This window comes from Rhizobium leguminosarum, assembly GCF_010668065.1.
GTDB lineage: Bacteria > Pseudomonadota > Alphaproteobacteria > Rhizobiales > Rhizobiaceae > Rhizobium > Rhizobium leguminosarum_S.
The window spans coordinates 332707-346464 of the sequence record NZ_WUEN01000005.1; the positions used below are offsets into that span (position 1 = coordinate 332707).

At 62.8% G+C, this 13758-nt stretch carries 15 protein-coding genes and 1 pseudogene; 7 read left to right on the plus strand and 9 right to left on the minus strand.

Translation table 11 applies throughout. The annotated features are described in order from the left end of the window. Both GR198_RS16855 and GR198_RS16860 read right to left on the minus strand, forming a co-directional pair. Window positions 1-312 carry a DUF167 domain-containing protein gene (locus GR198_RS16855; RefSeq protein ID WP_164048465.1) on the minus strand — a complete coding sequence of 104 codons (312 nt, stop codon included), beginning with the start codon at window positions 310-312 and terminating at the stop codon, window positions 1-3. Further along, on the minus strand, window positions 309-599 hold the full coding sequence (locus tag GR198_RS16860; RefSeq protein ID WP_026158917.1) for a YggT family protein: 291 nt from the start codon (window positions 597-599) through the stop codon (window positions 309-311). Before GR198_RS16860 ends, GR198_RS16855 begins: the two co-directional genes overlap by 4 nt. A 139-nt stretch (window positions 600-738) precedes the next feature. On the opposite strand from GR198_RS16860, the gene GR198_RS16865 reads away from it, so the two are divergent. Then, window positions 739-1989, plus strand: coding sequence for an MFS transporter (locus tag GR198_RS16865; protein ID WP_164069279.1), 1251 nt, complete (start codon window positions 739-741; stop codon window positions 1987-1989). 52 nt (window positions 1990-2041) lie between these two features. On the opposite strand, the gene GR198_RS16870 is transcribed toward GR198_RS16865, so the two are convergent. The 6 genes from GR198_RS16870 to hemC all read right to left on the minus strand — a co-directional run bounded on the left by GR198_RS16870 (window position 2042) and on the right by hemC (window position 7907). Continuing rightward, window positions 2042-2815 (minus strand): glutamine amidotransferase, encoded by a 774-nt coding sequence (locus GR198_RS16870; RefSeq protein WP_164069280.1) that lies wholly within the window; start codon window positions 2813-2815, stop codon window positions 2042-2044. After that, the gene (locus tag GR198_RS16875; protein ID WP_017962409.1) at window positions 2784-3269 is read right to left on the minus strand and encodes a TerB family tellurite resistance protein; all 486 of its coding nucleotides are present in this window, start codon (window positions 3267-3269) and stop codon (window positions 2784-2786) included. The genes GR198_RS16870 and GR198_RS16875 overlap by 32 nt, the downstream gene beginning before the upstream one ends. 17 nt (window positions 3270-3286) lie before the next feature. Next, entirely contained in the window at window positions 3287-4921 is a 1635-nt protein-coding gene (locus GR198_RS16880; protein WP_164069281.1) for a heme biosynthesis protein HemY, read from the minus strand. Between the two features lie 4 nt (window positions 4922-4925). Next, on the minus strand, window positions 4926-6194 hold the full coding sequence (locus GR198_RS16885; RefSeq protein WP_204337144.1) for a COG4223 family protein: 1269 nt from the start codon (window positions 6192-6194) through the stop codon (window positions 4926-4928). A gap of 68 nt (window positions 6195-6262) precedes the next feature. After that, on the minus strand, window positions 6263-6970 hold the full coding sequence (locus GR198_RS16890; RefSeq protein ID WP_164069283.1) for a uroporphyrinogen-III synthase: 708 nt from the start codon (window positions 6968-6970) through the stop codon (window positions 6263-6265). A 7-nt stretch (window positions 6971-6977) separates the two neighbouring features. Continuing rightward, a complete protein-coding gene (gene hemC / locus GR198_RS16895) occupies window positions 6978-7907 on the minus strand; it encodes a hydroxymethylbilane synthase (RefSeq protein ID WP_164069284.1) in 930 nt (309 codons plus the stop codon). Between the two features lie 72 nt (window positions 7908-7979). Here hemC and tsaD point away from each other — a divergent pair, with 72 nt between their 5' ends. The 6 genes from tsaD (at window position 7980) to GR198_RS16925 (ending at window position 13355) form a co-directional block, all read left to right on the plus strand. Continuing rightward, window positions 7980-9101 carry a tRNA (adenosine(37)-N6)-threonylcarbamoyltransferase complex transferase subunit TsaD gene (gene tsaD, locus GR198_RS16900; protein WP_164069285.1) on the plus strand — a complete coding sequence of 374 codons (1122 nt, stop codon included), beginning with the start codon at window positions 7980-7982 and terminating at the stop codon, window positions 9099-9101. Beyond that, window positions 9098-10081: an NAD(P)H-dependent glycerol-3-phosphate dehydrogenase gene (locus GR198_RS16905; RefSeq protein ID WP_164069286.1), complete on the plus strand. Its 984-nt coding sequence runs from the start codon at window positions 9098-9100 to the stop codon at window positions 10079-10081. Before tsaD ends, GR198_RS16905 begins: the two co-directional genes overlap by 4 nt. 9 nt (window positions 10082-10090) lie before the next feature. Then, on the plus strand, window positions 10091-10384 hold the full coding sequence (locus GR198_RS16910; RefSeq protein ID WP_003543605.1) for a YciI-like protein: 294 nt from the start codon (window positions 10091-10093) through the stop codon (window positions 10382-10384). Window positions 10385-10386: 2 nt separating this feature from the next. Beyond that, complete coding sequence (locus GR198_RS16915) at window positions 10387-10818, plus strand: EVE domain-containing protein (RefSeq protein ID WP_003543603.1); 432 nt, start codon at window positions 10387-10389, stop codon at window positions 10816-10818. Then, on the plus strand, window positions 10815-11462 hold the full coding sequence (locus GR198_RS16920) for a class I SAM-dependent methyltransferase (protein ID WP_164069287.1): 648 nt from the start codon (window positions 10815-10817) through the stop codon (window positions 11460-11462). Before GR198_RS16915 ends, GR198_RS16920 begins: the two co-directional genes overlap by 4 nt. Before the next feature lie 213 nt (window positions 11463-11675). Then, complete coding sequence (locus tag GR198_RS16925; protein WP_164069288.1) at window positions 11676-13355, plus strand: glycoside hydrolase family 3 protein; 1680 nt, start codon at window positions 11676-11678, stop codon at window positions 13353-13355. A gap of 57 nt (window positions 13356-13412) precedes the next feature. Here GR198_RS16925 and GR198_RS35850 read toward each other — a convergent pair. Beyond that, window positions 13413-13609 (minus strand): annotated as a pseudogene (locus GR198_RS35850) (hypothetical protein); the annotation flags it as partial. Window positions 13610-13758: the final 149 nt, after the last annotated feature.

Sequence of the window (13758 nt, forward strand, 5' to 3'; positions counted from 1 at the left end):
TCAGCCTAAAAATATCTCGAGCTTTTTTACCAAGTCCTCCGGATCGCCGTCGATCCGGAGGATTTTTTTGCGCGCGGTCTCACCCGAGACGAGGCTGACGCTGGATTTGGGAACGCGCAGGGATCTTGCGATCAAAAGCATGAGCGCCTTGTTGGCCTTGCCTTTCTCGGGCACGGCAGTGACGCGTGCCTTCAGGAAAGCTTCGCCCTCGCCGTCGGCCTCAACGCCGTCGAGAGCATCACGCCCGCCATTCGGTGTCAGCCGGACGGCGAGGCGCAGATGGTCATCGAAAAGGCTCCAGGGACGGCTCAAGCGACCAGCGGGTACACTGTGGTCCAAAGCAGGGTGCGCAGGAAGAAGATGATCAGCAGCAGGATGATCGGCGAAATATCGATGCCGCCAAGGTTCGGCAGCAGGCGACGGATCGGCTTCAGCACCGGTTCGGTGACATTATAGAGGAATGTGCCGACCGAATTGACGAACTGATTGCTGGAATTGATAACATTGAAAGCATAGAGCCAGGAAAAAATGGCACTGGCAATCAGGATCCAGGTGTAAATATTCAAAGCCAAATCAATGGTTTGAAACAGCGCAAACATCATCGTCTCCAATTCGTTGTTGACAGACATGTAGACATTGGCGACTAAACGGGCAAGTGCCGTGTGGAAACGCACGGTGAATCATGTTTAACGGGCGGCTTTGCAGCTATTCCGGCGCCCGTCTCCTCGGAAAACATCCATGTCGTTTTCGCCCACCGGAGACCGTTTTGCCGCGTTCCGGCATTCGTCCTACACGCGGTTCTTCTTCGCGCGCTTCCTGCTTGCCTTCTCGCAGCAGATCGTCAGCGTCGCGGTCGGCTGGCAGATGTACGACCAGACGGGCAGCGCGATCTATCTCGGCTTGATCGGTCTCGTGCAGTTCCTGCCGTCGCTGCTGCTCATCCTCGTCACCGGTTCGGTGGCCGACCGGTACAATCGCCGGGCGATCGCCGCCCTCTGCTCGCTGGTGAGCGCGCTCTGCACGCTGGCACTGCTTGTCATGACTTTGATGGGAAGCTTTACGCCGCTGCCTGTCTTCGCGGTGCTTTTGATCTTCGGCATCGAGCGCGCCTTCATGTCGCCGGCAGTGCAGTCGCTGGCGCCCAATCTCGTGCCGGAGGAGGCACTCTCCAATGCGATCGCCTGGAATTCGTCGTCCTGGCAGCTCGCGGCAATCACCGGGCCAGTGCTCGGTGGCCTGCTCTACGGTGTCAGTGCGCCGACTGCCTATACGGTGGCGGTGATCTTTTCCGTGCTCGGTGCCGCCCTTCTCTACATGATCCCGAAACCGGTGCAGAAGACGACGGGCGAGACCAAGAGCTGGGCGATGATCCTCGGCGGCTTCAGTTTCATCCGCACCGAAAAGGTGGTGCTGGGGGCGATCTCGCTCGATCTCTTCGCCGTGCTGCTCGGCGGGGCCACGGCGCTGATGCCGATCTTCGCACGCGATATCCTCACCCTCGGTCCCTGGGGCCTCGGACTGCTGCGTGCTGCACCGGGACTTGGCGCCATCGTCATGGCGATCTTTCTTGCCGCCTATCCGCTCAGACATCGCGCCGGCATCTACATGTTCATCGGCGTCGCCCTGTTCGGCATCGGAACGATCATCTTCGGCGTCTCGACCAACACCGAGGTCTCGATCGCGGCGCTGGCGCTGATGGGGGCGGCCGACATGGTGTCGGTCTATGTGCGCGAGAGCCTGATTGCGCTCTGGACACCGGATCAACTGCGCGGCCGCGTCAACGCGGTCAACATGGTCTTCGTCGGCGCCTCGAACGAGCTTGGGGAATTCAGGGCGGGCACGATGGCAGCGTTCTTCGGCGCGGTGCCGGCGGTCGTCATCGGCGGGGTCGGGACGCTTGTCGTGGCGGCGATCTGGGCGTCGAGTTTCCCCAAACTGCGCCGGATCGATACGCTCGACGCGCCCATTGCATCGTCGGAATCGATTTAAGTTTTGCGATAACGACATGCGTTGAAAATAAAGACCTAAAGCGCGACGCGCTTTAGGCGCGGAGAGCGATAGAGGACGCCGCCTTCGCCGTCTTTCCCTCGAAGACGATGTCGAGAAATTCGGTCAGCCAGGCTTTCAGCGGCGCGTCGAACAGCATGCGGCCTTCGAGATGTTCGCGGCCTTGCTGGGCGTTCGGCAGGATAAAGCGATGGGCGCCATGCACGACCCAGCGATGCATCATCACCCGGGTCAGTTCGGCATGGAACTGCAGGCCCCAGGCGTTGCCGTCGTAGCGGAAGGCCTGGTTCGGATAGGCATCGCCTTCGGCCAGCAGGTCGGCGCCGCGCGGCAGCTCGAAACCCTCGCGGTGGAAATGATAGACCATCTTCGGCCAGTGCATCAGCAGGCGGCCCTTCTCGGTCGGGTGCAGCGGATACCAGCCGATCTCCGTCGAGCCGTCGGCATTCGACTGCACCTTGCCGCCGAGATGACGGACCAGCATCTGCGCGCCGAGGCAGATACCGAGATAGGGGCGCTTTTCCCGGAGCGGAATGTCGATCCAGTCGATCTCCTTCTTGAGGAAGTCATCGGGATCATTGGCGCTCATCGGGCCGCCGAAGACGACGGCGCCGGCATGGTCTTCAAGTGTTGTCGGAAGCGGCTGGCCCAGAACCGGGCGACGGATATCGAGGCGGTAGCCCTTTTCGACGAGCAACTGGCCGACGCGGCCGGGGCTCGACCGCTCCTGATGCAGGACGATGAGGATAGGGCGCCCGTCGCGGTTCGGGTTTTGCTCAGTCGGCATCATCTTGCGCAACCTGGACATCTGTCACCCTGGCGGCGGCCTCCTGCCGCTTCTGGATGCGCTCGCGCGAGGAGACGCCGAGCAGATCGGCGATACGCCAGATCACATGGTCTTCCATCTCGCTGCGTTCGCCATCGGCATAGACGATGTCCCAGAGGATGCCGATCAGCTCCAGCCGTTGCTCGGTATTGAGATGGCGCTTCAGGTCGGCGGTGAAGCGATAATAGTCGACGGCGGAGCTTTCGGCCTCGAGGCCGGCGGCCATCAGAGCATCGAGCTGCTTGCCGTCGAGCGCATACTGCTCCTTCAGGAGCTTGCGCAGCCGCTTCTTCTCGCTGGCTTTGATCTGACCGTCGGCCTCCATGACCTGCATGCAGAGCGCTGCCACTGTGATGCGCGGATCATCAGGGGCAAAACCTTTCTTCGGGTTGTCGGCGGTGAGCTTCTGGAAGAATGCCTGAAAGCGTTCGAACATGCGGTTTTCGTTCCATTTCAAAAAAGGCGGAGCCGTGTCTTGGGTTCCGGTTCCACCCTGGGATCGCGAACGCCGGGATCATCCGGCAGTCCGCCAAAGAAAGGTTTCGCCTCGCTTGGCGCCGGCGCTTTATCGCTCACGGCCGGTTCGACGGGTTTCGGTTTTGCCGATGTCGGTGCTGGTGCCGATGCCGATGCCGGCGTGGGGCGCACAGCCTCGGCAATCGTCGCGGCGCGTTCCAGCTCGATGATGCGATGGTCGTTGACCGGGCTTTCCGGCCTGACGTCACGCAGCGGCGGCAATGTCTTCAAAGCCGTTTCGATCGAGGCCGGGGCCGAACCGTCTTCGAGCGCACCCTCGATCTGGCCGAAGGGCGCCTTCCATTCGAAGGCGTCGAGACGGCCGGTCACCGGCGATACCGGCAGCCACTTGTCGGATACGAAGCCGTCTGCCACCCAGGCCGGATCGCGCGGCGCCTTGAGCGCCTGGGCCAGCCAATGGCGCACGCGGCCCTGGTCTCCGGTCTCGGCTTCTTCGATGTCGGCCAAAAGCAGGTAGGCGGCTTCACGCGGCTGCATGCGGGCCGCCGCTTCCGCCTTGGCGCGAGCCTTGGCGAATTCCTGCGCGTCAAGGGCTGCCTGGGCGACGACGAGAAGGGATTCGACGTTGTTCGGGCGCTGCCCTTCCAGCCGTTCGGCGCGCTTCAGCCGGTCGAGCGTGGAATCGCCGCTGCGGGCCCTGACATAGGCTTGGCCGATCTCGGGATGAGGTGCCGATTTCCATGCCTGTTCAAGGATCGAGGCGGCCTTGCGCACGCCGCCTTCGCGAAACAGACCCTTTGCGGCGATGAGGGCTGCCGGAATGAAATCGGCGGCAAGCTTCAGCGCCTGCAGAGCGTCGTCGCGGGCACCTGTCGGGTTGCTTTCCAGCTTCTCGCCGGCGCGCGCTGTCAGGAGGACGGCGTGCAGACGGTTGGCTTCGGCCTTTTCGACGACGCGGGCGGCCTTTTGCTGTTCGAGCAGGCGAATCGCATCATCCCAGCGGCCGGCCTGGCTGCGATATTCGAGCGTTGCCTGTGCGGCCCAGGGCAGATATGGCGCGTTGTCGGCGGCCTTTTCAGCATATTGGCGGGCGGCCTCGTTGGCCCCCAGACGGCGGGCTTCCAGATAGAGGCCGCGCAGACCGAGTTCGCGCGTCTCGGGATCGTTGGCCATGGCCTCGAACTTGGCGCGCGCCTCATCATGGCGACCTTCGATCAGGGCGGCCTGGGCCTCCAGCAGGTTGATCAGCGGTTCCTGATCGGCGCGGATCAGGCCGCGCGAGCGGGCGGCCATCTTGCGGGCAAGCAGCGCATTGCCGGCGCCGGCGGCGATCAGGCCGGTCGACAGCGCCTGATAACCGCGGTCCCGCTTGCGGGCGCGGAAATAACGCGTCACCGAATGCGGCGAGGTCCAGACCAGGCGGACGAACCACCAGGCGATCATCACGGCGGCGACGAGGGCGATGATTGCGCTGGCGGCGACGATCAGCTTCGTCTGGTAGATCTGGCCCTCCCAGATCAGCGAGAGGTCACCGGGACGATCGGCGAGCCAGGAAAAGCCATAGGCAAGAAGCAGCACGAAGAGGGCGAAGACGACAAGGCGGATCAGCATGGTCTCATCCCTCCTTGCCGGTGCCGGAGACCGCTTTCGACAGCGCCCCGCCGACCAGTTCCTCGACGCGGATGCGCGCTTCGAGCGATTGCTTGAAGGCGGCGGATGCCTGCTTGCCGAGGGCGGGCAGGCTGTTCCATTCGGCGGAAGCGCCGGGCAGGTCGCCGTTCTTCACCTTCTCCTCCATGCGGGCGGTGATGGCTTCGACGCTTTCACCCTCGATATTGCCGACGGGACGAACGGTCACCAGCGATTTGGCGCTCGACATCAGCCGGTCCGACCAGCTCTGATTCGGATCCGGCTGGTTGACGGCTTCGACGATAGCGGTGGCGACATCGGGAACCTCGCCCACCAGCTCGGCGCGTGAGGGAATGCCGGTCTCGGCAAAGGCTTTGAGGTCGGCGACGGCCGGATCGTCGGGCGCGACGCCGGCGAAGGTGTCGAGTTCGGCCAGGAACGGGCCACCGCGATCGATCGCCGCCTTCAGGGCGGCAGCGGCGATCGCCCGGGCAACGGCGACGTCCTCGCGCGGCTCGCTCAGCTTCTTTTCGGCCTCTTCGAGGCGCTTGCTGATATCGGCGCCGTTCGTCGTCTGCTGCTCGGAAGACTGGGCAAGCGTCGAGCGCAGCTGGTCGACCTGACCGGTCAGCTCCGCAATCTTCTGGTTGAGTGCATCGACGTTAGCAGAATCGGTCGGTGCGGCGACTGCGGGGGCCTTTGCAGCCGTTTCCAGCGCAGCGACGCGTTTCGCAAGCTCGCCGTCATCCGTGCTCGCCGGATTGGCGGCAAGGTTGGCGACGGCCTGTTTCAGGCCGTCGATCTCACCGGCAAGATCGGCCGTCTCCGGCGAGGTCGTCTGCGGCGCGGAGGAGCCTGGGAGGTAACCCGCATACTGGATGGCGCCGGCGCCAAGCAGCGCCACGAGGCCGCCGAAGATGCCGGCGGCAATCAGGCCGGAGGTGCCGGCGCTCTTCGGCGCAGGCTGTTCAGGAGGAGGGGTGAAGGAAGGTTCTGGAGCTGCCGGTTCCTCCTCCGGCGCATCCATCACAGGCTTCTCTTCATGTTCGGCATGCGACGCAGTCTCGGTTTCGGGCGCCAGGCCGACATCGGCGGTAGTGCTGTCGGCATCGCCGGTTTCATTGTCTACCGGTTTTTCGGTATCGGCTGCAGCGGCGAATTCCTGTGCATCGAGGTCGATCGTGACCGGTTCGTCGGCGCTCTTCGAATGGCGTGGCGGGTTTCCCGATACCATGAGGTCCTCTTTATCCTGCATTGCAACGAAACTAGACAGTGATGCCAGTTAAGGGAAGAGGTTAGATCAAATTTGGGCGGTTAGAGCATTCAAAGCAGCGACAGAAGACTTTTCTCATCCGCCATCGGTGAAATCTCGACGCTTTTTTTCAAAGCCGCCGGAATGGCCTCCGCAACGGCCTCGCTAAGGCAGAGAATGCGGATTCCGCTGTGTTCCGGCACGGCTGATCGCAGTTCCGGCACGCGAAAGAAATCCTCGGCCGTCTGCCGGGAATAGAAGAGAATGGCGTCAGGACGAGACCTTGAGAAAATCGCTTCGATCTCGGGCTGGCCGGGAACGATCGGCTGCATGCGATAGCATTCGGCGATAGAAAAGCGGATGCCGAGTTCGCGCAATCCTGCTTCGAAAGTTTCGGCGCGCGGCATGCCGGCAAGATAAAGCAACCCGTCCGCTCCCTGCGTCGCGACGAGATCGGCGAGATCGCGGCCATTGCCTTGGGATGAGGCGACCGATCGGAAGCCGAGGCTGCGCGCTTCTTCCGCCGTCGTTTCGCCGACCGCAAAAAGCGGACGGGCGAGATGCGGGTGAAGTTGCTCGCCGAGCGCGGAGAGGACCCTGATGGCTTCGGCACTGGTCACCGCGATTGCGCTGCCGGTGGCTGCAAGCGCGCCTGCGGCTGCGGCGCTGTCGTGCAGCGGCTGACGCAGCGGCAGCAGCAAGGGCTCATGGCCCAAATCGCGCAAACGTTGTGCTGTTCGCTCGGCCGAATGCGCGGGGCGGGTGACGAGCACACGCATGGCCGCTTCAGTGCCAGTCGTCGAAAAAGGCGCTGCCGGCCCTGGCGCGCACGTCCTGGCCGGCGCGGGTGCCGAGCGCTGCCGCATCGCGGCGGTGGCCGTCGGTCGTCACCGCATGCTGGCTGCGGCCGTCGGGGGTGATGATGAGGCCGGAGAACCGGATCAGGTCGCCTTCGCAGACGGCATAACCGCCGATCGGCGTGCGGCAGGAGCCGTCGAGTGCGGCGAGGAAGGCGCGTTCGCAGGAGACGGTGTCGAAGGTCGGGCCGTCATTGACCGGCGCCAGCAGATCGTCGACCCTGGCATCGCCGATGCGGCTTTCGATGCAGATCGCTCCCTGCGCCGGCGCCGGCGGGAAGGTGTCGGGATCGAGGATATCGGTCAGTACGTCGACCTTGCCGAGGCGTTTCAGACCGGCAAGCGCCAGCAAGGTCGCATCCACCTCGCCCTCTTCGAGCTTGCGCAGGCGGGTTTCCACCAGGCCGCGGAAGGTGATGACATTGATATCCGGCCGCATGCGGCGGATCAGTGCCTGGCGGCGGAGCGAGGATGAACCGACGGTGGCGCCATGCGGCAGGTCGATCAGTTTGCGCGCGGTGCGGCCGATGACGGCGTCGCGGATATCCTCGCGCGGCAGATAGGCAGAGAGATAAAGCCCCTCGGGCAGCTTCGTCGCCATGTCCTTGGCGGAATGCACGGCGAAATCGAGCTCGCCGGCGGCAAGCTTCTGTTCGAGCTCTTCGGTGAACAGCCCCTTGCCGCCGATCTCGGCCAGCGACCGGTCGGTGATGCGGTCGCCCTTGGTCGTCAGCACGACGATCTCGAACATGTCCTCGGGCAGATGATGCGCCGCCATCAGCCTGTCGCGGGCCTCATGCGCCTGGGCAAGCGCCAGCGGGCTGCCTCGCGTACCGATCCGGAAAGGTTTTGTTTGCATCCGTTCTATTCCGTTGTTACCGGAGTTCTCGTAAACGGGTTTCCATCCCATCGCAATCAACGAACAGGCTTCATGGTTCCCTTTCTGCGCATCCTTGGCATCGAAACGAGCTGCGACGAGACCGCCGCCGCGGTCGTCGAGCGCGATGCGGAAGGGCATTCCAATGTGCTGTCGGACGTGGTGCTTTCCCAGCTTGACGAGCATAGCGCCTATGGCGGCGTGGTGCCAGAGATTGCCGCACGCGCCCATGTCGAAGCGCTGGACGAGCTGATCGAGGAAGCGCTAGCGCGCGCCAATGTGTCGCTCAACGATGTCGACGCCATCGCCGCCACGTCGGGACCGGGGCTGATCGGCGGGCTGCTGGTGGGGTTGATGACCGGCAAGGCGATCGCCAGAGCCGCCGGCAAGCCGCTCTATGCGATCAACCATCTCGAGGGCCATGCGCTGACGGCGCGGCTGACGGACGGGCTTTCCTTTCCCTATCTGATGCTGCTCGTCTCCGGCGGCCATACTCAGCTTATCCTGGTGCGTGGTGTCGGGCAGTATGAGCGCTGGGGCACTACCATCGACGATGCGCTCGGCGAAGCGTTCGACAAGACGGCAAAGCTGCTCGGCCTGCCCTATCCCGGCGGCCCGGCGGTGGAGCGAATGGCGGGGGACGGCAATCCCGATCGGTTCGATTTTCCGCGGCCGCTGGTCGGTGAGGCGAGGCTCGACTTCTCCTTCTCCGGCCTGAAGACCGCGGTGCGGCAGGCGGCGCAGGATATCGCGCCGCTTAGCGATCAGGACGTGGCGGATATCTGCGCCTCGTTCCAGAAGGCAGTTTCGCGGACGCTGAAGGACCGTATCGGCCGTGGCCTGCAGCGATTCAAGACGGAATTTCCCGCGACATTCCCTGCTACTGGCCCAGCGACTGGCGAAAAGCCGGCGCTCGTCGTTGCCGGCGGTGTCGCCGCCAATCTCGAACTGCGCGGCACGCTGCAGGCGCTGTGCGACAAGAATGGCTTCCGCTTCGTCGCGCCACCGCTGCACCTCTGCACCGACAATGCCGTGATGATCGCCTGGGCGGGGCTGGAGCGGATGGCGACCGGTGCTGCACCGGATGCGCTCGACGTGCAGCCACGGTCGCGCTGGCCGCTCGATTCCAATGCGGAAACGCTGATCGGCTTTGGAAAACGAGGGGCCAAGGCATGAGCGAAAATATCGCCGTCGTCGGATCGGGGGCTTTCGGCACGGCGCTTGCCGCCGTCATCGCGCTTGCCGGCCGCAGCGCCGTGACACTCGTCGGGCGTAATCCGGCACTGATTGCCGATCTGAAGGCCGAACGGCTGCATGATGCGGTGCTGCCCGGTATTCTCCTGCCCGATACGCTGGAATTTTCCGCCGGGGCGGATGCGATCACTGGTGCCTCCATCGTGCTTTTTGCAATGCCGTCGCAGGCGCAGGCCGATGCGGCACGGCAATACGGACCTTATCTTTCCAAGGATGCCGTGGTCGTCACCTGCGCCAAGGGTATCGAACGGGCGACCGGCAATCTTTTGACCGACATGCTGGAACGGGAACTGCCGGACCATCCCGTCGCCGTGCTCTCCGGTCCGGGTTTTGCCGCCGATATCGCCAAGGGCTTGCCGACGGCGATGGCGATTGCGGCAGCCGACATGGAAATTGCGGAGCGGCTCGCTCAGGCGATTTCCGGGCGGACCTTCCGGCTCTACGCTTCCAACGATCGGATCGGCGTGCAGCTCGGCGGCGCGCTGAAGAATGTGCTGGCGATCGCCTGCGGCATCGTCGAAGGCCGTGGCATCGGTGATTCCGCGCGTGCGGCGCTGATTGCGCGCGGGCTTGCCGAGATGTCGCGTTTCGTCGTTGCCAAAGGTGGCCAAGCGGATACGGTGCGCGGGCTTTCCGGCCTCGGCGATCTGGTGCTGACGGCGACGAGCCATCAATCGCGAAACCTGCGCTTCGGCATCGCACTCGGGCGCGGCGAAAAGACCGATCCGCTGCAGGGTGCGCTGGTGGAAGGCGCGTTTGCCGCCTCCGTCGCCTCGCGGCTTGCGGCGGAATTGAAGGTCAGCATGCCGATCACCGATGCCGTTTCCGCCATCATCGACGGCAGGCTCGATATCGCGGAGGCGATAGAGCAGCTGATGACGCGTCCGATCACCACCGAATAGGAGACAGACATGCTTTTCGCCCTTCTCTGCAAGGACAAACCGGGACATCTGAACGTGCGCATGGATACGCGTCCGACGCATATCGAGCATCTCAACAAGCTGAACGCCGAGGGCACGCTGAAGATCGCCGGCCCGTTTCTCGATGACGACGGCAAGCCCTGCGGCAGCCTGATCATCGTCGAAGCGGAATCGAAAGAGGCGGCGCGTGCGCTTGCCGATGCCGATCCCTATGCCAAGGCCGGACTATTCGAAAGCGTCGACGTCAAGGCCTATAACTGGGTCTTCAACAAACCGGAGGCGTGAGCATGGCGCACTGGCTTTATAAATCCGAACCCGCCTCCTGGTCCTGGGAGCAGCAGAAGGCTGCCGGCGAAAAGGGCACGGAATGGACCGGCGTCCGCAACTATCTGGCGCGCAACAACATGCGGGCGATGCAGATCGGCGACAAAGGGTTCTTCTATCATTCCAATGACGGACTGGAGATCGTCGGCATCGTCGAAGTCTGCGCCCTGTCGCATCCCGATTCTTCCGCTAAGGGCGATCCGAAGTGGGATTGCGTCGACATCCGCGCCGTCATGGACGTGCCGAAGCCGGTGACGCTGAAGGATGTCAAGGCGAGCGAGAAGCTCGCCAAGATGGCGCTCGTCACCTCGATGCGGCTTTCGGTGCAGCCGGTTACCGAGGAAGAATATCTCGAAGTCTGCCGCATGGGCGGACTGGACAATCCGCCGCGTTGAAGACTGATCCGCAAGCTTTCATCCGCGCCAATACCAGCCTGATGCCGCCACCGCATGTGCCGGAGATTTCGCTCTATCTGGCGAGTGAGGCGCATGAACTCTGGCTGAAGACGGAGGAGGAGCTGGAGGCGATCGGCCTGCCGCCGCCCTTCTGGGCTTTTGCCTGGGCGGGCGGCCAGGGACTGGCGCGCTACGTTCTCGATCATCCGGAAGCGGTGCGCGGCAAGCGGGTGCTGGATTTCGCAAGCGGTTCCGGCCTTGTCGGCATTGCGGCGATGATCGCCGGTGCCCGGGAAGCCACGGCCGCCGATATCGATCCCTGGGCGGAAGCCGCAGTCCGGCTGAATGCCGAGGCCAATCGCGTTTCGCTCGGATTTACAGGCGCCGATCTGATCGGGCAAGCCGTCGATGCGGATATCGTGCTTGCCGGCGACGTCTTCTACGACCGCGCTTTCGCCGATGCGCTCGTTCCCTGGTTCGCCAAGCTGGCAGCCGACGGCAAGCCGGTGCTGGTCGGCGATCCCGGACGTAGCTATCTGCCGCGGGATCAGCTGGAATTCTGCGCGGTTTATGAGGTGCCGGTAACGCGGGCGCTGGAGGACAGCGAAATCAAAAAGACGACGGTGTGGCGCTTCGCTTCCTAGATCAAAAATGAGAGCCTGATGTCCCAGGCCATTCAGGGGGAACTAAAGCGGCCGTCGCTTCGCCGCCCGCTGCTCAAGCGACTGCTCAAGCCGACCCTCGATATCCAAAATGTTCCCGACGAACTTAACCTGACATCACCGCGCTGGCTTATGACGGGATAGCGTGCATATTCACACGGGCTATCCGCAGAGCGTTGATCAACGGGGGAACTTATGACGATCTACGACGAGCTTCGCAAAGCGCCGTTCAACCTCGACGACGCTGCGATATCCTGGATCCGCGATGTCTATGCCTCGCTCGATCTCGATGACAAGATCGGCCAACTCTTCACCTTGATCATGATCGGGACGGATGAGGAGGATTTCAAACGCATTGCTTCACTAAGGCCGGGCGGCGTAACCCGCTTCTTCACGGCTGACCTCGAGCTCGAGCGGCGGGTTATCTCTGACCTCGTGGCCAAGAGCAAAGTCCCGCCCATCATCAGCGCAGACCTTGAAGGCAGCCGTCATTCCTTCGCTTTCGGCACTCCGGTGCTGGGCCAACTTGGCCTTGCCGCCGTCGATGACGTCCAGGCGACCGAGAAAAGTTCAGAAATCTTGGCACGCGAGGGCCGCGCGATGGGGGTGCGCTGGTCCTTCACGCCGGTCATCGACATAAATACCGCGTTCCGATCACCGATTGTCGGTACGCGGTCATACGGCTCCGATGTCAACAAGATCGAGCGGCACGCGGTTGCCCATGTTCACGGTCTCCAACGAAATGGAGTTGCCGCCACCGCAAAGCACTGGCCGGGCGAGGGATATGACGACCGCGATCAGCACCTCGTTACGACGACCAATCCGCTTTCCATGGACGAGTGGAAGGAAACCTTCGGTCGGCTCTATAGAACGCTGATCGCCGAAGGCGTGTTGGCAATCATGAGCGGGCACATTTCCCTTCCGGCCTATATTCGGTCGAAGATGCCAGATGCCGGGCTTGAGGCTTTCCGACCGGCCTCGGTTTCCCGGTTGCTGAACGTTGATCTTCTCCGAAATGAACTCGGCTTCAATGGCATCATCGTCTCTGACGCGACACCCATGGGAGGGTTGTCCGCCTGGGGCCACCACCTCGATACGCTGCCTGATATCATCGCGAATGGCTGCGACATGATCCTCTTCAGCGATGAACCTGAGGAGGATATGGCGGCGGTCAAGGGTGCCATCGAAGATGGGCGAATTACTCCGGAACGACTTGAGGAAGCGGTTCTTCGCGTGCTGGCGCTCAAGGCCCATCTCAAACTTTTTCAACCGTCAGACGTCCTCCCCGATGCGGCGGAAGCGCGCCACCTGCTTGCGCATCCAGACAATGTCGCAGCATCAAGGGAATACATCGGCCGCTCGCCTACGCTTGTGAAGGACGTCAATGGTATCTTTCCGCTCGATCCGGCGAAAACAAAGCGCGTGCTGCTGGTCGACGGCGGCATCATTCATCCGCTCATGCCGCAGCCACTGGAATTCTTGCTACCCGCGCTGTTGCGGAAGGAAGGTTTCGAAGTCACGATCGACCGATCGGACATCGTGCCGACCCCCGACGACTTCGACCTCGTCCTCTACGCGCTAGGCGACGAGTCGCTACTCGTGCGAGGTCGGATATTCGTCGACTGGCATAGGATGGGTGGTGGAGGCCTTTTCAAGGCCATGTACCGACCCTGGACGAATATTCCCTCCGTAATGATCTCCTTTGGGCATCCCTATCACCTTTACGATGCGCCGCGCGTACCGGCCTATATCAATGCGTACTCCACCATGGACAGCGTCCAGGAAGCCGTCGTTGATTGTATGCTCGGTCGCAAGCCCTTCCTCGGCACCAACCCGGTAGACCCTTTCTGTGGCCTTGAAGATGCGCGCTATTGAAGTCGTCGGGAGCAGAGGCTGCCGGCCTATTGGAACGGGGCAACAGGCGCGTTCCGATCATTCGCGATCGCCCCGACCAGAAGATGTCAGCCGGCGATCAAAGGCGGCTTCATACACCATCGTGGCGGCAAGATCAGCCAACGCCGTTCCGACTGCCTTGTAGAGAGTGATCTCGTCGTTGGACGCCTGCGCTGGGCTATCCCGGCGACACAGTCGTCAAGTGTCGCACGCACCGCATGTGTAGACATGACGCCGCCTCAACGGGAATAGAACCGTCGGCATAGCACCGCCTTACCTGCTCCTGCGAGACGGACGAGGAGGAATTGGCGGCGAAGCCATGAGCCTCTGTAGAAGAGACATCTTACGCGTTTTTGGCTGCTTCTGCGACGGAGGCAGTTCTTGC